The 20,372-nt window shown below is 36.5% G+C and carries 21 protein-coding genes; 12 read left to right on the forward strand and 9 right to left on the reverse strand.

The features are described from left to right. Positions 1–88 precede the first annotated feature (88 nt). On the forward strand, positions 89–3,373 hold the full coding sequence (locus H4J66_RS20575) for an ATP-binding protein (protein WP_182169253.1): 3,285 nt from the start codon (positions 89–91) through the stop codon (positions 3,371–3,373). A gap of 42 nt (positions 3,374–3,415) precedes the next feature. Here H4J66_RS20575 and H4J66_RS00645 read toward each other — a convergent pair whose 3' ends face one another. Beyond that, entirely contained in the window at positions 3,416–4,423 is a 1,008-nt protein-coding gene (locus tag H4J66_RS00645) for a hypothetical protein (protein WP_182169255.1), read from the reverse strand. 229 nt (positions 4,424–4,652) lie between these two features. Between H4J66_RS00645 and H4J66_RS00650 the strand changes: the two genes are divergently transcribed. Continuing rightward, a complete protein-coding gene (locus H4J66_RS00650) occupies positions 4,653–6,434 on the forward strand; it encodes an acyl-CoA dehydrogenase C-terminal domain-containing protein (protein WP_182169257.1) in 1,782 nt (593 codons plus the stop codon). A 247-nt stretch (positions 6,435–6,681) separates the two neighbouring features. Here the strand turns inward: H4J66_RS00650 and H4J66_RS00655 are convergent, their stop codons facing one another. Further along, the gene (locus tag H4J66_RS00655; protein WP_182169259.1) at positions 6,682–7,344 is read right to left on the reverse strand and encodes a hypothetical protein; all 663 of its coding nucleotides are present in this window, start codon (positions 7,342–7,344) and stop codon (positions 6,682–6,684) included. A gap of 368 nt (positions 7,345–7,712) precedes the next feature. On the opposite strand from H4J66_RS00655, the gene H4J66_RS00660 reads away from it, so the two are divergent. The 7 genes from H4J66_RS00660 (at position 7,713) to H4J66_RS00690 (ending at position 11,183) form a co-directional block, all read left to right on the forward strand. After that, on the forward strand, positions 7,713–8,108 hold the full coding sequence (locus tag H4J66_RS00660; protein WP_182169261.1) for a hypothetical protein: 396 nt from the start codon (positions 7,713–7,715) through the stop codon (positions 8,106–8,108). Between the two features lie 204 nt (positions 8,109–8,312). Beyond that, on the forward strand, positions 8,313–8,528 hold the full coding sequence (locus H4J66_RS00665; RefSeq protein WP_182169263.1) for a hypothetical protein: 216 nt from the start codon (positions 8,313–8,315) through the stop codon (positions 8,526–8,528). 206 nt (positions 8,529–8,734) lie between these two features. Then, complete coding sequence (locus H4J66_RS00670) at positions 8,735–9,013, forward strand: hypothetical protein (protein WP_182169265.1); 279 nt, start codon at positions 8,735–8,737, stop codon at positions 9,011–9,013. After that, positions 9,010–9,699 carry a VacJ family lipoprotein gene (locus H4J66_RS00675; protein ID WP_182169267.1) on the forward strand — a complete coding sequence of 230 codons (690 nt, stop codon included), beginning with the start codon at positions 9,010–9,012 and terminating at the stop codon, positions 9,697–9,699. Before H4J66_RS00670 ends, H4J66_RS00675 begins: the two co-directional genes overlap by 4 nt. Positions 9,700–9,879: 180 nt before the next feature. Next, positions 9,880–10,620 (forward strand): 1-acylglycerol-3-phosphate O-acyltransferase, encoded by a 741-nt coding sequence (locus H4J66_RS00680; RefSeq protein WP_220463151.1) that lies wholly within the window; start codon positions 9,880–9,882, stop codon positions 10,618–10,620. 11 nt (positions 10,621–10,631) lie between these two features. Then, entirely contained in the window at positions 10,632–10,985 is a 354-nt protein-coding gene (rraB, locus tag H4J66_RS00685) for a ribonuclease E inhibitor RraB (protein WP_259368619.1), read from the forward strand. Between the two features lie 39 nt (positions 10,986–11,024). Then, positions 11,025–11,183, forward strand: coding sequence for a hypothetical protein (locus tag H4J66_RS00690; RefSeq protein ID WP_182169269.1), 159 nt, complete (start codon positions 11,025–11,027; stop codon positions 11,181–11,183). Between the two features lie 126 nt (positions 11,184–11,309). Here H4J66_RS00690 and H4J66_RS00695 read toward each other — a convergent pair whose 3' ends face one another. From H4J66_RS00695 to H4J66_RS00720, 6 genes are all read right to left on the reverse strand, one after another. Then, positions 11,310–12,161 (reverse strand): FecR family protein, encoded by an 852-nt coding sequence (locus tag H4J66_RS00695; protein ID WP_182169271.1) that lies wholly within the window; start codon positions 12,159–12,161, stop codon positions 11,310–11,312. Positions 12,162–12,428: 267 nt separating this feature from the next. Next, the gene (locus H4J66_RS00700) at positions 12,429–13,529 is read right to left on the reverse strand and encodes a phosphotransferase enzyme family protein (RefSeq protein ID WP_182169273.1); all 1,101 of its coding nucleotides are present in this window, start codon (positions 13,527–13,529) and stop codon (positions 12,429–12,431) included. A gap of 308 nt (positions 13,530–13,837) precedes the next feature. Further along, on the reverse strand, positions 13,838–15,148 hold the full coding sequence (locus tag H4J66_RS00705) for an ATP-binding protein (protein ID WP_182169275.1): 1,311 nt from the start codon (positions 15,146–15,148) through the stop codon (positions 13,838–13,840). A gap of 3 nt (positions 15,149–15,151) precedes the next feature. Then, complete coding sequence (locus H4J66_RS00710) at positions 15,152–15,847, reverse strand: response regulator transcription factor (protein ID WP_182169277.1); 696 nt, start codon at positions 15,845–15,847, stop codon at positions 15,152–15,154. 31 nt (positions 15,848–15,878) lie between these two features. Continuing rightward, positions 15,879–16,349 (reverse strand): DUF3019 domain-containing protein, encoded by a 471-nt coding sequence (locus H4J66_RS00715; RefSeq protein WP_182169279.1) that lies wholly within the window; start codon positions 16,347–16,349, stop codon positions 15,879–15,881. After that, positions 16,339–17,202, reverse strand: a complete 864-nt coding sequence (locus tag H4J66_RS00720) for a MipA/OmpV family protein (RefSeq protein WP_182169281.1) — start codon at positions 17,200–17,202, stop codon at positions 16,339–16,341. The genes H4J66_RS00715 and H4J66_RS00720 overlap by 11 nt, the downstream gene beginning before the upstream one ends. Before the next feature lie 492 nt (positions 17,203–17,694). Here H4J66_RS00720 and argR point away from each other — a divergent pair, with 492 nt between their 5' ends. The 3 genes from argR (at position 17,695) to H4J66_RS00735 (ending at position 19,174) form a co-directional block, all read left to right on the forward strand. Next, positions 17,695–18,165 (forward strand): transcriptional regulator ArgR, encoded by a 471-nt coding sequence (argR, locus tag H4J66_RS00725; protein ID WP_070375764.1) that lies wholly within the window; start codon positions 17,695–17,697, stop codon positions 18,163–18,165. Positions 18,166–18,372: 207 nt separating this feature from the next. Further along, complete coding sequence (locus H4J66_RS00730) at positions 18,373–18,858, forward strand: hypothetical protein (RefSeq protein ID WP_182169282.1); 486 nt, start codon at positions 18,373–18,375, stop codon at positions 18,856–18,858. 1 nt (position 18,859) lies between these two features. After that, positions 18,860–19,174: a helix-turn-helix domain-containing protein gene (locus H4J66_RS00735; protein ID WP_182169284.1), complete on the forward strand. Its 315-nt coding sequence runs from the start codon at positions 18,860–18,862 to the stop codon at positions 19,172–19,174. Positions 19,175–19,233: 59 nt separating this feature from the next. Here H4J66_RS00735 and H4J66_RS00740 read toward each other — a convergent pair whose 3' ends face one another. Next, positions 19,234–20,337: an aldose epimerase family protein gene (locus H4J66_RS00740; protein ID WP_182169286.1), complete on the reverse strand. Its 1,104-nt coding sequence runs from the start codon at positions 20,335–20,337 to the stop codon at positions 19,234–19,236. Positions 20,338–20,372 lie beyond the last annotated feature (35 nt).

The following is a 20,372-nucleotide window of genomic DNA, read 5'->3' on the forward strand; positions in this document are numbered from 1 at the left end:
CGTGTGACTAGTTATCAAAGACTATTTTAAGTAAGATGTATTAATTGTTATAAATTAAAATTATCTGAATAAATATAAGGTTGCAACAGTGTTTGATAAGTCATCTAAAGAACAGGTGTTTAGTCGTTACAATCGTTCTGTTTTGGCTGTATTTATTGTAATAACATTGATTGCTATGTCGATAGCGTCTTACCGGTATTTTATTGAGTTAGAGTCTTACCAAGCAAGAGAACTTCGCACCTTAACTACACGTGCTAAGCAGTTAGAAAATACCTTGATTTTGGGGTTAAAAAGTATTGCTGGCATTAAAAAGTTTGCTAATTATCATCTTTCTTTCCCCGAAGAGTTACTTGCTACAACTCCCCCACTTGAACAAGATGGTAATGAATTCTATTTAAAGAAAAATAGTCGAGATTCTTTTGCTCATCGAAAAAATTACCGAGGAAGTATAACGGGTATCGGTCAGGTTGCTGATTTTGATGAGTTACAAAAGCAAGAGTTGGCAATGGCAAATGCGTTAACACCAGCATTTATTATTGCCAAAAATTCAATTAAAGAATCTAATTGGTTTTATTACATTTCTTTAAATCAATTCGTTAGCCTTTATCCTTGGATAGGGCGTGATAGTTGGCGGTTCTCAGAGCGTAACTTAAATAATGACAATATCAATAGCATTAAAACGCTGTTGCCTGGCGACGACAATTTCTTTTGGTCACCACCTTATTTAGATTCAGCAGGTAAAGGCTTGAGTGCTTCGTTAGGCACAGCCGTCTATCGTAATCGGTCACTCGCTGGCGCGGTACTAATGGATTTTAGTTTATCAAGTTTGAGTGACGGTTTACCTGATATTAGTAAACCTAATCAAGCGTTAGTACTGCTTGATGAAAAAAACAATGTTCTCATCCACAAAACGGCTGATAATCAAGCCTTATCAACCAAGCTGACTTGGCAAGATATTGCACCAAAGCAATTAGCAAGCTATTCCTATCAACGCATTAATCAATTACCCGACAGTTACAAAGAGGGCACTTGGCTCATTCAAAAATATCAACTACCTATTAATGGTTGGGTTCTTCTTAAGTACCAACCTTATCAAGAATTTACCGCCTCTATTTTTAATCGATTTATCTTGATGTTGGTTTTGTTTTTTTTAGGGCTATTTGCCTTTATGAGTATCATCTATATCGTAACGCGCAAAACCTTTATGAAACCGACTAAAGAATTTATTAATCATATTGAGCATTGCTCGCATGGTGATCCAGGTAAAGTAAAACCTCCAGCAGACTGGTCATATTGGTTTAAAATTGTTGAAGATATTTTTGGACAAAATCGTACCTTATTGCAACAAATGAAAGATCAAAATGTGATTCTTGATACGCGTGTTAACCAAAAAACCCAAGCGTTACGCCTTAAAAGTGAACAACACCAACGTGACTATGCTTTGCTGCGTTCAGTGATGGATGCTATTCCTGATTACATTATTTTTAACGACTTAGATGGCAACATGATGGGGTATAACAAAGCGTTTGAAAACTTTGTTCAAGCAGGCTCATTAGATCTCATTGGTAAGTGTAGTAATGAAGTGGTCAGTGTCGAATTAGGTCAATCATTAGTCGCTATGTCTAAAGCGTCATTAACACGATCAACAGAACAAGGGTTAGCACAGGTTGTTGAAACACCAGCTAATACTTACGAGGTTTTTAGTAACCAGTTATATAGTCAAACCGCTGAAATTGTTGGCACTATCAATTTAGTACGTGATGTGACCGCGCAGTATTCGGCGAATGTCGCTTTGGAACAAGCAAAAAACCAAGCTGAATATGCTAACCAAGCAAAAAGTCAATTTTTAGCTAATATGAGCCATGAAATACGCACGCCAATTAATGCGATTAAAGGCATGCTATTTTTGTTAGCCAGAACACGTTTAACGAATGAGCAGCAGCAACATATATTAAATGCTGAAGGTGCATCTGTGTCTCTTTTACATTTGGTTGATGAAGTGCTTGATTTAGCTAAAATAGAATCGGGCAATATGTCTGTTATAAAAATGCCTGCTAGTATTGATAAAATAGTCGATCAAGCCGTCAAACTTAATATCAGTATGATCAGTGAGAAACAATTATCTCTAAAGATAAATATTGCTGTTGATGTGCCAGATATTGTCTTAACTGATGATCTGAGATTGGTGCAAGTACTAACAAACTTACTCAATAATGCGATGAAGTTCACCCACCAAGGTGAAATTTCACTGACAGTTGAAAAAGTGAATACGGGCAATGATGCTGTAGGCACCACCTTTGATGACTCACCGGTATTAGTACGCTTTATCGTTGCTGATACCGGCATAGGTATAGCTAAAGAAAAACAAGGTCACTTATTTGAAGCGTTTCGTCAAGCAGATGAATCGATGACCCGCGAGTATGGCGGTTCAGGATTAGGCTTATCTATTTGTCAGCAAATTATCAATCTTTTATCGGGTGACATTTCCTTGAAAAGTGACTTAGGTAAAGGCACCAGTTTTACTTTTGTTTTACCTTTTAACCTTGCTGAAAATAAGGCCTTAAGCAAAAAATCAGCATTGACCTTGTGCAGTTATTCTCACGTATTATCTGAATCGTTAATAGATCATCTAGCGGGCTCTCAAATAAGCCATGTTAATATCACGGCGCTATCGGAACTCGACAAATATAAGAACAATGAAAATGTAGCGCTGATTATTGACGAACAAAGCATTAATGAACATCCAGAAAAAATATATCAAAGCTGTCTTAATAACCAGATTTTATTAGCAATAAGTCATCCAATGGCTAAAGGAATATCCAGTGAAATCATTGAACGTATTGAGGCATTAAAACTTTCTTATATCTTGCTAGAAAAACCACTTTATCGAAGTTTTATCAGTAAACTATTTTCGGTCATAACAGCTAGAGAGCTTGCGGCTGAAAGAGCCATTGACGAATCGATTCCTTTGCAAAGCCTGTCGCAAGACGTTGATAATTTAAAAGGTATTAATGTTTTATTGGTTGAGGATAATTTAGTTAATCAGTTGGTGGCAAAAGAGCTATTAAAAACAATGCAAGCCAATGTCATTATTGCGGGTCATGGTAAAGAAGCGTTGGAAATATTGACCGATAAACAGCACAATATTGATGTGGTACTTATGGATATTCAAATGCCGATCATGGATGGTTTAACAGCGACTAGACAAATACGCCAACAAAAAGAATTTCATCGCTTACCCATTATAGCGATGACGGCGCACGCCCGTGAAGAAGACAAGCAGAGAAGCTTAGCAGCGGGTATGAACAAGCATATGGCAAAACCTATCAGTGCTGAATTACTACTTTCGAGTATTTTAGAGGTACTTAATTAGTTGCAATTACTCATCGTTATTCACATTAACCACGACTTAGTGTTATGGTTCTTTACCCGCCACAGTCGTATTCTTAAGGTCAGTTTTTAATGCTCGCTTTACCTTTTTATGGAACCGCTCTGCTGTGTAATGTCCGTTACCTACCGCCAACTCTGAAGCGGGAGCTATTTCTCCTAAAGGTAAAAGCCTAGGCCCTGTTGGCTCTGCTAGCACATACGATATGCCATCAATAACAACTGTTTGATCATTTGCTTGCACAGGTACTTGAATACCGAGTAAAGCGTGATTATCAATAAAGACTAAAATCATTTTTATACGTGGCATTAGGCTACGTAAAATTGCCGCTGTTAATGTGACTTTACTGTCGCAATCACCTTGGTTTTCCCATAATAACTTTAATGGCGGATTAAAACCTGCTCCAGAGGCAGTTACTCTTGACTCTAAAGTTGCATAGGGAATAGTTTGTATAAATCCTAAAACATAGTCGGTAACTTTTCGAATGTTTTTTATTGAAAACTTCGTAAGAATAATAGGCTTAACCGGCTTTAAATCAATGCTGGCGATATTTGCAAATCGTCCATGGTTTGGTTTTACCGCGTTAATTTGATCATGAGTTATAAATTGATGATAGTAATTATCTGCTAAATATTGATCACTTAACGTTTGCTTTAACTTATAAACTCTAGTGTAAGCGGCATTGATTGTTTGGTTGTTTCGCCCTTTTATGACAATTTCATCATTTGTGGAATTTTTATTAAAATCAATCATTACCCCGCGGATGGGTTCTGCACGTAACTTCTTTTGTAGGGCATTATTAATTGAATATTTTGCCATATCAGCTTTAAATACTTTGAAGTTTCTAAAACGATCGAATATTGATTTTTTAGCCAGTAAAAATTGTAGGCTTTGTGTTTCACCCTGATAATCAAGCCATTGATAATTAAATTGGTAATTATCTCCTTTTTCTATTTTCGAAAAAGCGAGTTGCTCGGCTAAGGCCAAAGAGGGAATTAAACCGCAAAGCGTTATACATAAAAATTTAGTTAACATAGGAGAAGTCATCAAAGATATTCAAACCACTAGCAAAGATATTACCTATGCTAACATTAACGCATTTTTACTTTTCATACCAATCGACAAAAGATGACTTAATATTTATCGTTGATGCTTTACTTTTAAGCAGATTTTGCTATATTCAAACACATGTTTGAAATGATTGTTTCAAAAGTTAAATTACAATGTTATTTGTCGTAACATTTAACAATATTAGGGGAATACCGTGGCTGATTATCAAGCACCATTAAAAGATATGAATTTTTTGTTATATGATGTTTTTTCAATGGAAGCAATGTGGCAGTCAATGCCTACCTTATCAGAGCATGTCGATCGCGAGACCGCGCAAGCCATCTTACAAGAATGTGCCAAAATTGCTGAGCAAGAAATTGCACCGCTTTCACGTCAAGGTGATGAAATTGGCGTAAGTTTCAATGAAGGTAAGGTAACAACTGCTCCAGGTTATAAAGAAGCGTTTAAAACTTACGCTGATGGTGGTTGGACAAGCTTAGGTGGCGAACCTGACTTTGGTGGTATGGGGATGCCTAAAGTGATCACGGCATTGCACGAAGAAATGCTCTGTTCAGCAGATATCGCCTTTTCATTATATCCAGGGCTAACAGCGGGTGCTGGCTTGTCGATTGCTAAGCATGCGACAGATGAATTGAAAGAGCGCTATTTAACACGTCTGTATGCAGGCGATTGGATGGCAACCATGTGTTTAACTGAACCTCATTCTGGTACTGATTTAGGATTGATTTACACTAAAGCTGTTCCTGAAGACGATGGCAGCTTTGCTATTAGTGGTACAAAAATATTTATTACTGCTGGCGAACACGATATCACTGAAAATATTGTCCATTTAGTATTGGCGAAATTACCCGGTGCACCAGCTGGCCCTCGTGGCATTTCACTATTTTTAGTCCCTAAATATCAAGTCAATGACGATGAATCATTAGGTGATTTTAATAATGTGAGCTGTGGTTCTATTGAACATAAAATGGGTATTCACGCTTCAGCAACTTGTGTCATGAATTTTGATAGCTCAAAAGGTTACTTAGTTGGCGAAGAGAATAAAGGCTTAGCCTGCATGTTCACTATGATGAATTTTGAACGTATTGGTGTTGGTATTCAAGGTATTGGTGCGGCAGAACGTTCTTACCAGAATGCTTTAGAATATGCAAAAGAACGCTTACAAGGTCGTTCATTGTCAGGCGCTAAATATCCAGAGAAAGCCGCTGATCCTATCATTGTTCATGGTGACGTACGTCGTATGTTACTTAACATGAAGGCATTAACTGAAGGTTCACGCGCATTGTCTACGTACATTTCAATGACACTGGATATGGCAACCTATGGCGAAGGCGAATTAAAAACTAAGGGTGAGAGTTTATCCGCTCTAATGACTCCTTTAGCGAAAGCCTTTTTTACCGATTTAGGTCTTGATAATACCGTTGCAGGTCAACAAGTCTTAGGTGGTCATGGTTATATCCGTGAATGGGGACAAGAGCAGCTGGTTCGTGATGTTCGTATCGCACAAATATACGAAGGCACTAATGGCATTCAAGCGATGGACTTATTAGCAAGAAAAGTAGCCGCTAGTAAGGGCGAGTTAATGCAGACTTTTATCAATGAAGTGAACACTTACATTGAACAAACCTCTGCCGATAACATGCAAGAATTTATTCAACCTTTAAAAGATGCCAATATTGATTTAGCTGAATTAACTCAGCATATCCTTAAAGCTGCGCAAGGGAATATTGAAGAGTTAGGAACATCAGCTAACGATTACCTTCATGTATTTGGTTACACAGCAATGGCATTTGTTTGGGCTAAAATGGCTGAATCAGCTTTGGCTAAAGAAAGTTCAAGTGATGAATTTTATGAAAGTAAAATAAAAACAGCGCGCTACTACTTCGCACGTTTGTTACCACGTCGTTTGTCCTTGGCCGCGTCGATAAAAGCTGGTTGTGATACCTTGTTTGATATTGATGAAAGCTTATTCTAGCCAGCTAAAGTCACATTAAATAGTACGAAAAAAAAAGCGCTATCATTTTATGATAGCGCTTTTTTATTGATCTTACAGTGACTCTTTTTGATGACGACATTTTATTGATTTTTTAGCCCCCCCCTTTTGTGATGACGACATTCTATTGATTTTTTAGTGACCCTTTGGTGATGACGAAATACTATTGATTTTTTAGCCCCCCCCTTCTGTGATGACGTCATTCTATTGGTTTTATAGCGACCGAAGATTAAAAAGTGTAGGTGGTGCCAAATATCGCTACTTGTTCTTTTTGAATAGTATAAATAGGTAAATTGTTCGTAGAATCTTCATGGGCTGTTGATGTTAACCCTCCGCTCACATACCAGTTATTGTTTATTGAATATTGACCTAGAATACCAAACCTAGCATAGGATTTTGCGCCATTAATATCTCTGGAAGATACTTCGCTTGAAACAAAGTCATTACTGTAAAACTGGTAGATTGAGTGATCACTTAAAGACTCTATTTTTGCAGTAACAAGTAAGGCAAAATTTTCTTGTTGTAGTACTCGGTAACTGCCTTGAATAAAAAAAGTCTGTTCATTAATTTGATCAAGCCGCTGATGTGAAAAACCACTTTGGGCACTAAAAGCTTTATTATCAAAAACGATCGCTATTTGGTGAGTTTCAGATTTGTTAATTAATCGTGTCTCAGATGGCCCAGTGGCTTTGCTTGTCAGCGGGAACCCTATGGCTTCTAAATCATAACCTTTATCTAAAGCCTCAAAAATTACCGCCGAATTGGCCCAGCCACTAATTAAGGATCCCTCTATGGCGCTTGGTATTTTTTTTTCATCGTCGTAGGCTTGTGCATTAGGTAATACACTTAAGGTAAATAGTAGTGATAGCATCCATTTTATCAATATTTTCATGAGATAACCTATTCCAAAAAATTAATGTTTTTATTATTTTAATTAACCTTTACTAGATATTAACTATAGGTAAGTATTGAAAAAAAGACGTTATATTTAGCTTAAATACTACTTTATATCGCTTAATATTTGATTAGTCGAAGAATTAAACTTATTCAACACTGTATAAAAATCACCGTGAGTATTCAGCTTAATAAAATATTACGTGTGAAATAATTGGCTTTAATGACCTTATTTATATGTATGTTATTGAAGATAATAATGGCTGTTCTTTAGGAGCCTGATCATTAGTCAGTTATAATTACAGCCAATAGATTTAATCATATAATGTTAAATAGTAAGGGAAGTTGTGCGATTTTTAAGTATACATGCTGTGTTGTTGCACAGCATGTAGTGCTAATGACCAAGGTGAATTGGAAGTAAAAGCCAATACTTGTGATATAGACTACACAAGGTATCAAGCAACAGTTACCGGATATTGCCAAGAAAGCGAGGCAATATTACCATTAGAAATTCCAACCATAGAAAAATCGATAGCATTGCGTTCAATTACATCAATCCCTCAGGTGTTTTGGTATAGCACTAAGATGAAATACTCGCTGATAAAGCAAACCGAACAAGCACCACTAGTTTTTGTGATTGCTGGCACTGGCGCAAGTTATAACAGTGAAAAGATGATCAGTTTACAAAAACTTTGTTTCAACAAGGCTATCATGTTATTTCGCTTTCTTCGCCGACATATTCTAACTTTATTATTAATTTAGACTCATCTACAGATTTTCCTGGGGTGTTAGAACAAGATGCTAAAAACCTTTATGGCATCGTGCAAAAATTTTACCAACAAGTCATCACTGAAAATGAGGTTGTCGCAACGACATTCTCTTTAACTGGCTATAGTCTAGGGGGCTCACTCAGCTTATGTTGCTAAACTTGATGAAAGTGAGCAGATTTTTAATTTTGAAAAAGTTGTGCTAATAAATCCACTCGTAAGTTTATATAATTCAGTTAACATTCTTGATAGCTATTTAAATTTAAATTTAAAAGAAAATGGTCCTGATGCTGCGGAAACTACGCTTGATGATATATTTTTAGGTTTTGCTAATAGTTATGCAGAACAAGAATCATCTTCGTTGTCGCAAAGCGCTATTTATGCTTTATTCAAAGATGCTCAGTTATCAGAATAACAATTAAAACTGTTAATCGGTGCATCATTTAGGATGTCGTCGACGGATATGCTGTTTGCATTAGATGTTAGTTATAACGTCGGCGGTATTATTTATAAAAATCATAAAAATCATAAAAATCATAAAATTGATAAATTTGAAAGTATTACTCACTCTATGTATCGAGCCAGTGTTATTACTTTAAGGACTACTTTGAAAAAGTGCTCGTGCCTTGGCAACAAGAAAGTGAGACTGATTTAACGCGTGAGGCACTTATTGCACGACTGGGACTGATAAATATAGAAAGTTATTTACGTAATTCCACAAAAATAAGTCTAGTAACCAATGCGGATGACATTATTTTAGCTGAAGGTGAAGTGGAGTATTTACAAGACGTTTTTGGCGCAAGGGCAAAAATATTCCCGCGCAGCGGACATTGTGGAAACATTGATAGAGCAAGTTTTGTTGCTTACATGAATAGCCAATTCCAAGGTATTCAACAATGATAGCGTTTTATAATTCACTGATAAAAAATAGCGCCATTATCTTGGTTAGTTTACTTTACGGCTGTTCATCAGTACCTAAGTTAGAAGGTCATGTGGAAGTGCCTCTAGTGAAGTTGTCTTTAGCCTATCAAAAAGTAGCCGTTACTAATCAATATGACGATCCTTGGGAAGGGTTTAATCGACGTATGTATTACTTTAATGCAAAAGCAGATGAATACATACTCTTACCTGTTGTTGCTGGTTATAAAGCGATAACACCTGACTTTGTTGAAAGAGCGGTTAGTAATTTTTTTAGAAACCTAGGAGAATTTACTGTTTTCATCAACGCACTTTTACAAGGTAAACCTAGTGTTGGCGTTGAAACTCTTGGCCGTTTTGCGGTAAATACCACTCTTGGTCTTTTTGGTGTATTTGATGTGGCAACGAAAATAGGTCTAGATGAACAAAATGAAGATTTTGGTCAAACACTCGGTGTATGGGACGTTACCCCAGGGCCTTATTTAATTTTGCTTATACTAGGGCCATCTTCGTTACGTGATGCTTTTGGGGTAGGAGTTGATATGCTTGCCTTGCAAATCCTCATTGATGAATTAGGTGTTAGTGGTAATGAAGAGATATTATTGACTTTTTTACGCAGTATTGATGTGCGCGCTAATTTACCCTTTAGGTATTATGCTTCAGGTTGAGCTTTCGAGTATGAGCGTTTAAAAGTTCTTTATATGAAATATAGAGAAATTCAAATAGCCCGATAATTTCCATTAGATAAATAATAGCTGTTTACCCCAATTTGGGTTAATAAAAATGAGTTTTGTAGTCGAACATCTATAAGGTATACTGCGCCGATATATAATAATTAGGATGTAAATTTGTTAGCCATAATTCGTTTTATTGTCATGACACTAGCTTTAGTCTTTATTTGTTGTGCTGCTTGTATTTATAGTATTTTACGACCCTTTCATCGTAATAATGTCTTTCATACCTCGCATTATTTGAGTAAGGTTTCGACACTTTTAGGGCTAACTATCGAGGTTAGAATACCCAAAAGTATTAAAGATATTGGGCCAGCAGTTTATATATGTAACCACCAAAATAGCTACGATATTTTTACTGTTAGTGCAGCTGTTCAGCCTTCTACTGTTAGCGTTGGTAAAAAAAGTTTAAAGTGGATCCCTTTTTTCGGCCAAATGTATTGGTTAACGGGTAACATTTTAATTGATCGTTCAAATTCAAGCAAAGCTATTAATACCATAGCGTTAACTGCAAAAAAGATTACTGAAAAAGAGCTGTCGGTGTGGTTATTTCCAGAAGGAACTAGAAGTAATGGTAAAGGTTTGCTGCCTTTTAAAACCGGCGCATTTCGAACAGCACAACAAGCAAATGTACCTATTATTCCTGTTTGTGTCAGTAATTTACATGGCAAGATAAAATTAGGTCGTTGGAACAACGGTAAATTGATTATTGAGCTATTAGAGCCTATATATTTTAATGACCAAGCTAAAGAAAGTATTAGAGAAGTCGCTAACACCGCCCATAAAAGTATGCTTGTGAAAATTGCTGAGCTCAGTAAAGAGTCTGGAAACGAGCTAATCCTAAAAAATAAAGTTTAAAAATAGAGATCATGATGATAGATGAAGATTTGCAACAATGGCAAGATCACACCAATAATTTAGTGAATGCCCTTATCGAAGATGGTACCAACGAAGAGGTACATCACACTATTGAGCATCATTTTTCTAGTACAGATTTTGATCTGCTAGAAAAAGCGGCTATTACCGCTTTTAAAATGGGTTTAGAAATAGAAGACCCTGAAGAAGCTGAGCTAGAAAATGGTGATAAAGTTTTCGCTTTTGATATTATTACTGAACAACCGCTCGATGAAGAGATTATTTTCGAAGAGACTAAAAAAATGTTTGAGTTAGCCGATCTTTGTAAAGTTGATTATGATGGTTGGGGAACTTACTTCGAAGAATAACCGTTAAAGCTACATTAATAATTTTACAAGGACTTACTGATGGGATGGTTAGAAAGACTACTTAATCCGGCGACACTAGCATTATTAATCCCCATTGTTGCTATTGTTGGCGCTTATTCTGTTAATGCACTGAAAGCGCATCATAGACACCAAGAGCGGATAGAAAAAATTAAGCAGGGTCTTGATCCTGATAGCTAATATTAAGAAATTTAATATTATTAACAGTAAAACCTAATAAAAAGCAAGGTCTTAGTACTTTGCTTTTTTAGTAAATGAGATAATATTTTAAAAAAGGTCTTCGGCGCCAGCCTAGAAATAACCGCTTTAGTGATTTTTTTTATTGCTTAGGCTTAAGCGAATGATGTTATTATTTACTTTTTCGAATTGAACATTAAAGTTGTTTTTTAAAGATTCAAGCAACCCATCGATATCGTTCGCTTTAAAGTAACCTGAAACCTTTGTTTGGGTGAGTTTACTATCAATGATTTCAAACTTTATGGTGGTATAACGACTAACTTCAGTTAAAGCTTCATCTAAGGGTTGACCATTAAAAACTAACATACCTTGTTGCCAAGCGAGTACTCGCTGAATTTGCTCAAAAGACATTCTTTTATTCGCGGTGTAGGCACTATTTTCTATGGTGGCAATTTCACCTGACGCAATTACTACACCAGGTAAACGGTCTGTTGTTAACCTTGTTTGTTGTTTCACTAATTGATCAATAGGCTGGTATGACTCACTAATTAAAACACGGCCTTCGGTCACAACAAGCTCGATATCTTTGTTTGATTTTTTTTCTATATTAAAAATAGTCCCTAAAGCGGTAAACGAATTTTTACCCACCCTGACCATAAAGGGTCGACTTTTATCTTTAGTAACATCAAAGCTTGCTTCGCCTTTTATAAGCGTTAATAAGCGCATTTTTTTTGAAAAACTGACTTTGACTAGGCTATTGGTGTTGAGCTTAACTTTTGAACCATCAGAAAGCGAGAATCGAGCTTGCTGACCAATGCTGGTTTGCAATGTGCTTACCTCCGCAAATTGTTGTTCATTATCGTTTTGAGTAAATGTTGTGATGTTATTAACTAAGTTACTGGCAATTATCAATATAAATGCAAGGCTTACTAACATGGCGTATTTAATAAACCTTGGAGTGACGTTATTATAGCGAGCCATTATTATTCTTATTATTATATTTTGAAAACAGTGTAGGTTAAAAAACATACAATGACAATAAGGTCAAATTAGTCGACTATAAAGTACTTTATCGTATTCCTCTCACATTATAACTTGGGGTTCTAGTGGCAAAAGTGGCAAAAGTGGCAAAATAACAGGCAATAAAGAAGGGAAAGGTGATTGATTAGCCGGTCGTGTCGCCTTTAATATAAGTAACAACTTTATCTCTACCCCGTTTATAAGTCTGACCAAAGGCAACAGCAGGGGTTAATTTATAGCGAGGGCACAATCAGTGGTTATTTCATTCAGTTTTTCACGATCTTTATGTAACAACTGATAAAGGTTAAGCTGATTTTTAGCACGTTCTAGATTATGATTTTGATGCTTAACATGAAAGTAATTATCGCCATCTAGATAATCAGTTAAGAATCGAACGCCGAGCATAAAAGGTAATAATTGTGCGCCAATCGTTAAGCTTTGTCTTTCAAGTGTCGACATTTTGTCACCAAAAGCTTCTATGTAGCCTTGTGCTAGCGCGCTGTAAATATCAAATCTAACAGCCATTTTTGTTAAATCTTTGCCATCTTCAGGTAAATTTGAACAGCAAGTTCTTACCATGTCACCAAAGTCATGCATAAGATATCCTTGCATGCAGGTATCTAAATCAATGACAGCCAGCGGTTGGTTGGATTTAGCACAAAATAATAAATTGTTAATTTTAGTATCGTTATGGGTAACTTGCAGTGGAAGTTGTTGAGTAAGGCTCGTGACTTCATCAATAAAAACTTGCTGTGCAAAACAAAAATCAACAAGTGCTTGGCATGAAGATAAACGCTGCTTAGCATTGGTCTCAATTACCGTTTTTAAATCATTCATTCGTTTAGATAAATTATGAAAGTCAGGAATGGTTTCGGTTAATGACGTTGCAGAAAAATCACTTAATGCTGCTGTAAACTTAGCAAAAGCTGAGCCGACCTGTCGTGCTTGTAAGGGATTTTCAACTTCTTCAACAGTAAAACAGTTGGGTATGTAGCCAATAGCACGCCAATACTCTTTGTGTTCATCAATAACAAAAGGCTGTTTATCGATAGTCGGTATTTGCCATATTGGCGATAGAGAATATAAATTCTGCTGCTTTTTTGCTAATAAATGTTGGTTAATCAATTCGGCATTATTAATGACGTCTTCTGGCTTTTTGAAAACGTTTTTGTTTATTCGTTGTAAAACAAAATTATCGTTAATATTCCACACCAAGTAAGTGCTATTAATTAAGCCATTCCCTAAAGGAGATACGCTACATTGATCAACAGAACACCGATAGTTCGTTAGCACTTGTTTTAGGAGGTTGTTATTAACAACTTTACTCATAGTTATTTACTGCTAGTGTTTAGTTTTGAAAAATAAAAAACAAAATAGTCCTTTATTTTAAAAGGGTTTAGTTAATTTTATCAAGATGAAATCAGGCGGTATACTAATAGAAAGTTATAAATATAGGAAGTTAAAGCTTTAGCATTACCCATATTTACCGTAAGTAGGGACGGTAATTAACTTAATAGGGTACTTATACAAAATTGCAGTCGCCGCTTAATCATTCTTTCTGTAAATGATAACGATAATAGCATACTCATTTTATTATGATCACACCTTGTGTTGTTACAAAGTATTGTAAATGATTATTATTTTTCTATTTGGCTCTGCGCCGGAAAGAGTAGAATAAATCGTGCCCCTGATAAATGAAGACCTGCAATGACTTTAATGGTTCCTTGGTGCCAATCCATCACTTTAGCGCTAATAGCAAGCCCTAAACCAAAGTGTCCTTGCTCTCGTGAACGTGAACTATCAAGTTTTATAAAAGGTGAAAAAATGACGTCTCGTTTATCTTTTGGAATACCTTTACCGTCATCTTCTACCGCAATGGAAAACCCCTGCTGGGTTAGCTCTACCGATAATATGACTTGTGAATTGGCATGCTGAATAGCATTACTGACTAAGTTTAATGCGGCGCGATAACACCAATGAAAGTCTAAAGAATAGAATTTCTCTATGCTTAACGACTGACAAGTTAATTTAATATTATGTTGCTCTGCTAATGATTGACAGTCGCTGGTCACGAGCTCAATGAGGTTATTGACATCAATTAATTCGGTATTTAAATGAAAGCTCTGTCGTTCCATACCCGCATAGTCAAGAAAAGCAGTTGTCATATCTTCCATGCGGGTCAATTCGTTTTCCATACGTAAAAGATAGTTATTTTTTTTGTTTAAATCATCACAGTCTAATGCTGCTTCAACGCCAAATCGCAGGCATGACATAGGTGTGCGAATATCATGAGAAATACTGCGGGCAAGAATTTTATTGTCAGCAACCAATTTCTCTATGCGCGCCGCCATATTATTAAAGCTGCTTTCTAAGGTATTTATATAAGATAAACGGTTATAAGGAACACGTATTGATAGATCGCCAGCGCCAATTTTAGCAGCGGCAAATGTCAGTAAATAAAGGCGACGAGTTAATGGCAACAGCCAGAGCAGTAAAATACCACAAATGCCTAGATAGAGGATCAAGGTGAAAAGTAGATTTTCTTGTTCATTTTCTGGCACCATCGGTGGTAATTGTAAATGTATCAGCGTTTGTGGATACAAGGATATCTTTCTTAATAAATAAGCATCATCTTGAGAAGCGAGTAATAAACCACCTGATTGTGAGAGTTGTGCCAGTAAAGAGGGTGGCAGAGCAATGTTATCGGTACTTTCAAGTGAAACATTGACTTGAAAGTTCTTTGCTAATTGATTGGTTTTTTCCAATAATTCATCAGCTTTTATGCTTGATAACTGTTGCTCAAAACCATCAATGAGTTTCTGGTAAACCACTAACTCTGTATTTTCATGTTCATTACCTTGTTTTGCGACCAGTTTATCTAGTCCCCAACTTATAATGAATAATGCCCCCAACACGGCAACTACCATACTGATATACAAGCGTTTCATTTTTTATTCAGCCCACGCATCGGCCACAAATAAATAGCCTTTACCCCAAACAGTTTTAAATTTTTGTGGTTTTTGTGGATCGTCTTTAAATATTTTCCGTAGTGTTGAAAGCATCACATCAAAACGGCGATCTTGTCCGTCATATTCGCGACTTTTTAACGCTTTAAATACGGTGTCTCTGTCAACAACTTCGCCAGCATGGCTAGCAAGAAAAGTTAAAAAGGCAAATAAACTGGTCGATAATTCCACCTCTTCATTTTTATAGGTGACTCGCTTAGCTTCACCATTAATAATGAGTGAACCGAAGGTTATTATTTGCGTAGATGATTCGGTTGGCGCGCTATGCTTAAGCGCACCCGTTATTCTCGCTAGTAGGGCACGTGGACGAACAGGTTTTATTACATAGTCATTAGCGCCGGCCTCTAAGCCTATAACTTCATCAAACTCATCCGCTCTAGCGGTAAGCATTATTATCGGTAACTGACTTTCTTGGCGAATCAATCGGCATACTTCAATACCATTCAAACCAGGTAACATAATATCGAGCAATACCAATTGTGGTTGAAATTTTGCCATGGCGGCCATGACTAAGTCACCACGAGCGACATGATCAACAATAAAATTTTGTTCGCGAAGATACTCACAAACCCAATCAGCTAAGGTTAAATCATCTTCTACTAATAAGATTCGACTGGTCATTTTTTTATCCTTATTACATCTGACGTTAGCATTAAAATATACGCCAGCGACGTTTTCTTGGGGTTGCTTCGTGCACCCAGCTTACTTCTACTGCGGTTTCTGCAATAACTTGCTTGTCTTTAGAGGACATCAGCTGGAATTCAATTTTATTATTTGATTCAAAATTAAAAATAATTTCGTTGCCATTGCTACTTTTCCAGCATTTTATGTTTTGCTGAACTGTTCGTGCTGTTTTTTCTGGTTTAATCAACAGACAATAATCTTGCTTAATATCGCTAGACCAGTTTATTTTTACGTTAGCGTAACAGGTTCTGCCATATCGCAAAGCAATACAGTTCGCAGGTTGTGCTGAAAAGCTCACGTGATTTTCTGGCGATTTTTCGACTAGCTGAACTTGTTTCTCCTGTGTTATTTCTGCGGCGACACTAGACGTCGACCCTGCGAATAAACAGCTTAGTAATAACCACTTTTTAGCAAGTCCTTTGCTAAATTTAAAAGACATAAAGTACCCCTAACATCACTTGTGTTAAGTGTTGCTGGCCAATTAGAGGGCTGTCATTATAAGAAGCAGAATAATAACTTTGAGTTACACCACCATTAAACGACCACTTTTGAGAGATAGGGTAGCGAGCAAATACTTCTAATTGTGCTTTATAACTGCTACCGGGTTTATAAAAAGAACGCATATCTGAAACTTCATTTTTATTAACACCGACAAAGTAATAAGTCACTTGTGATGAATAGTGGGTAAGACCTGCGCCAAGATAAATGTCCCAATTTCTATAGGGAAGCAACTTGCTATAAAAGATATCAGCCACCCAGCCATCGGTGATAAGTGCGGCGACATCGACCGATAAAATAGCATCGTCATAAAAGTGGGAATAACGAAAGCCTAACCCTTCACCCGAGTCTCTTTCTTGTAAACCGAGTAAGGTGGAGATACCAGAGTCGCTATTTTTTATTAATTCTTTAGGCTGATAACCCTGTACATAAGTTTTGGTGATAATATCGAGTTCCCAATTGTCTTCAACAATGAGTTCGTAGCCTATTTCACCTCCTAGCGTGACAGCATCAGAGCGACGATGATTTGATTGGATAAAAAAACCTTTGTAATAAACATCAAGTAACAGTGAAATATTAAGGTAATCTTCAAATTCTGATGGCTCAACCCCCATTAATTGACTCTGTTGGTAAATACCTGAGATCCCACCCATAGCTTGCCAGCTGAATGTTTTATCAAATACCGTAGTTTCATTTTCATGTTGTGGATCAGCAGATAAAGCGGGTACTGATATAAATGTCAGTAATAAAAACAACAGTTGATAGGTACTTCTTATTAAGTTTTTACTCAACATTATTTGCAGCCTATTAAGCGATGGGTCATTGAAAGATAATTGTTCATGATTCTTCGATAAATTCTTATTATTTTTTATATAACTAAATGTTAACAAATGTAAGCAAGTTTTGTCAGACATATGCGTTTGAAAAATGTTTAAAAATTGTAAGCAAGTAAATATGTATGACTATCAAGTAAAGTAAAATTGCTGCTTAGCGTATCAGCAGTAAATCAAAAGTAACGAAGGGTAAACCCGGATACTAATCGAATAAAAGAAGGGTATACCCTCGCGAAGCACTATCGTAAAAGTTATTAAATTCAGCTGTTTATTGCCCAGTTTTTACTTTTTTTTGTTTTGGGCTAAGGCTTGATTCATGTGGCGTTATATCCTTAGGTGTTATTTCTTTAGTGAAAATACCAAGTTAACACTAGTTTTTATAAATTTGTCTAGGTGAATATAGTGTTAATCGCTTAAAATAAAAAATAATATAACTACTGTACCAGCGAAGATATGATTTCTAGCCGTAAAAAAAATGAAGCAGAATTAGTTTTAGCATTTAAATCCTTATTAAAAGATCAATGCTACGGTTCACAAAGTCAGCTCGCTGAAGCTTTAGATAAGCAAGGTTTTAAAAACATGTCACAAGCGAAAATATCTCGTTTGTTGTCAAAACTTGGCGCAGTTAAAATGCGTAACGCCAATACTGAAGTTGTTTATATTTTACCTGATGAGCTTGCAGTACCTAAATCAAAGCAATCTATTCAGTCGGTTGTGGTCAGTGTTAAGCATAATAATATGCAAATAATTTTGAAAACCGGTATTGGTGGTGCGCCATTGATTTCGAGAATGCTAGACAGTTTAGGTGAACCCGCCGGAATTTTAGGCACATTAGCTGGCGATGATACTATCTTTATTGCCCCGATAGATATTAATAGAATCGATGAAATCACCCAACAAATTAAAGATTTATTAGATGTATAGTTAACTAGGTTGACTTAGCATAAAAGAGGGCAACAATTATGTTGCCCTCTTTTATTTTGTGTTGTTTAATATTTTCAATACGTTAGTTTCTGTGACACTGATGTTGTCATATGACATTTAGGGGTACTGTCACCTCAATGACGCAGACTTTATTACTGAAAAAAGTTTTACTGGCCTCACACAAATAAGACTAACTAAGGCAACATTATGGAAAATAATATAGAAAACACGACAAAGAAAAGCACAGAAAAAAATATACCGCCGAATACGATAACAGCTGAACAAGATTTGGAAGGTACGATAAGTTTTCGCGAAGGTTTCAACTATAGCTTTATTGAGGGTGACCATACTGTTTACTTAAATTGCTCAGCGGTTAATGGCAAAGAGCGACTTTATGTTGATGATGTATTGGTCTCTGGAAAATGGTCGTTTAGACGTAAATCAATTCATCATTTTTCTATTGGTGCAGACTCTTATGAAGTTGAATTACATGTTGTTAATATGTTTACCGGTGAAACTCACTGTACCTTGATAAAAAATGATGTCCATGTAAAAACCATAAAAAAAGCCTTAAAGAAAAGTCGCCAACTCAGTAAAGATAAGCTCTGGTGGTACATCCCATATTGTTTCTTAGCGGGAGGGCTGTTGGGATTTTTATTGGCAAAAGTCTTCTTTATGTTGTTTGGTAAATAATATGGACGTTAACGCTAAAAAAATAAAAGAGTTACGTACGGCCAAAGGTTGGACACAACAACATTTAGCCGATGCCTGCGCTATTAGTTTACGAACGGTTCAACGAGTAGAGCGTTACGGGAATGCCTCCCAAGATACGGTACTTGGTCTATCGTCAGTTTTTGAAACAGCACAAAGCAATATCATTGTTGTTGAAGCGCTTGAAGTAGATCTTGTCGGTGGAGGAGAAAAGGGGAGTGGTCAAAATAAGCAAGTATTTTTTGCTGCGATCTTTGGTGCAATGGCTGGCGCTTTGATTATGTTTATTATTAAATAAGCTAGCAGGCATAGAAAGGATTAAAGCTTCTTTCTATGCCTATGCTTATCCTTTTGACGCTAAAGACAAGAAAAAACCCAGCGAGTCTTACTATAAAAATCTGCTTCAGGGGTCAATAGCACATTGTCGATAGAGCAACCTTTGTGCAAGCTATTAGCGCGTTGGGTTTCTAAACAAAGTGCAGCGCGTGACTGGTATCGGCAGTGGTCTTTACCTACTTGGCTACCGTCAATATAATTGGCGGTATATAAAATTAAGCTAGGTTGGTCTGAATAAATACTTAGGCAACGCCCAGAGTATTTTTCGACAGCTTGTGCTGCAAGCACTTCCCCCGCTAAAGATTCTTTATTTAAAAGCCAATAATTGTCATAACCCAAGCCAATTTTTATTTGTTCATCTTCACCGTTTATTTCATCGCCCAAAGTACGTAAGTCTGTAGCGTTGGTAAAATCATGAACCGTTCCAGCAACCGGTCTTTTTTCACCTGTCGGATAGACACGTTCACACATAGGTAAAAAATGGTCAGCATTAATATAAACTTGATGATCTAAAATATTACCACTGTTATGTCCCGCTAAATTAAAATAACTGTGTTGCGTTAAATTAACTAAGGTGGCTTTATCGGTACTGGCAAAATACTCAAGGGTGAATTGGTTATCGTCATCTAAAGTATAAATTACTTTGAAGTTAACGGTGCCGGGAAAACCTTCTTCGCCATCAGGGCTAGTATAAGTGAGCGCTACACTTGCCGAGCTGTTATTTTGAAATTTATTGGCCTGCCATAATTGCTTGTTAAGGGCTTTTTTTCCTCCATGAAGTTGGCTGTCAGGAGCATTTAAGGCCAGCTGAAAAGTTTCATCAGCAATACTGAAAGTCCCTTGCTCAATTCTACCAGCGTAGCGACCGATCACGGCGCCTAGATAATAAGGGTCGTGTTCGTAGCTTTCAATGTTATCGTAACCTAAAACGATATCAGCAATCATACCCTTGTTATCTTGCGTGTTAATGGCGGTAATTATGCCGCCAAAGTTAGTAATACTGATCCGAGTACCAAGGTTGTTTTGTAGGGTAAAAAGTTGTGTCGATTCACCCGTGGATAATTGACCAAAATCAGCGTTTGTTAGTCGTCTAACCTTACTTTTATTGACTAAATGTTCTTTCACCAAAAATTTCCCTGCATATACCGCTATCTTCTCAT

This window comes from Colwellia sp. MB3u-55 (assembly GCF_014076785.1).
Taxonomy (GTDB): Bacteria; Pseudomonadota; Gammaproteobacteria; order Enterobacterales; family Alteromonadaceae; genus Colwellia_A.

Bases quoted from the DNA above. Each gene is read 5' to 3' on its own strand.
- H4J66_RS00690 (WP_182169269.1), top strand. From the start codon at position 11,025: ATGGGATGGTTAGAAAGACTACTTAATCCGGCGACACTAGCATTATTA.
- rraB (WP_259368619.1), top strand. From the start codon at position 10,632: ATGATGATAGATGAAGATTTGCAACAATGGCAAGATCACACCAATAAT.
- H4J66_RS00730 (WP_182169282.1), top strand. From the start codon at position 18,373: ATGGAAAATAATATAGAAAACACGACAAAGAAAAGCACAGAAAAAAAT.
- H4J66_RS00695 (WP_182169271.1), bottom strand. From the start codon at position 12,161: ATGGCTCGCTATAATAACGTCACTCCAAGGTTTATTAAATACGCCATG.
- H4J66_RS00700 (WP_182169273.1), bottom strand. From the start codon at position 13,529: ATGAGTAAAGTTGTTAATAACAACCTCCTAAAACAAGTGCTAACGAAC.
- H4J66_RS00710 (WP_182169277.1), bottom strand. From the start codon at position 15,847: ATGACCAGTCGAATCTTATTAGTAGAAGATGATTTAACCTTAGCTGAT.
- argR (WP_070375764.1), top strand. From the start codon at position 17,695: ATGATTTCTAGCCGTAAAAAAAATGAAGCAGAATTAGTTTTAGCATTT.
- H4J66_RS00735 (WP_182169284.1), top strand. From the start codon at position 18,860: ATGGACGTTAACGCTAAAAAAATAAAAGAGTTACGTACGGCCAAAGGT.
- H4J66_RS00645 (WP_182169255.1), bottom strand. From the start codon at position 4,423: ATGTTAACTAAATTTTTATGTATAACGCTTTGCGGTTTAATTCCCTCT.
- H4J66_RS00715 (WP_182169279.1), bottom strand. From the start codon at position 16,349: ATGTCTTTTAAATTTAGCAAAGGACTTGCTAAAAAGTGGTTATTACTA.
- H4J66_RS00655 (WP_182169259.1), bottom strand. From the start codon at position 7,344: ATGAAAATATTGATAAAATGGATGCTATCACTACTATTTACCTTAAGT.
- H4J66_RS00705 (WP_182169275.1), bottom strand. From the start codon at position 15,148: ATGAAACGCTTGTATATCAGTATGGTAGTTGCCGTGTTGGGGGCATTA.
- H4J66_RS00675 (WP_182169267.1), top strand. From the start codon at position 9,010: ATGATAGCGTTTTATAATTCACTGATAAAAAATAGCGCCATTATCTTG.
- H4J66_RS00660 (WP_182169261.1), top strand. From the start codon at position 7,713: ATGCTGTGTTGTTGCACAGCATGTAGTGCTAATGACCAAGGTGAATTG.
- H4J66_RS00720 (WP_182169281.1), bottom strand. From the start codon at position 17,202: ATGTTGAGTAAAAACTTAATAAGAAGTACCTATCAACTGTTGTTTTTA.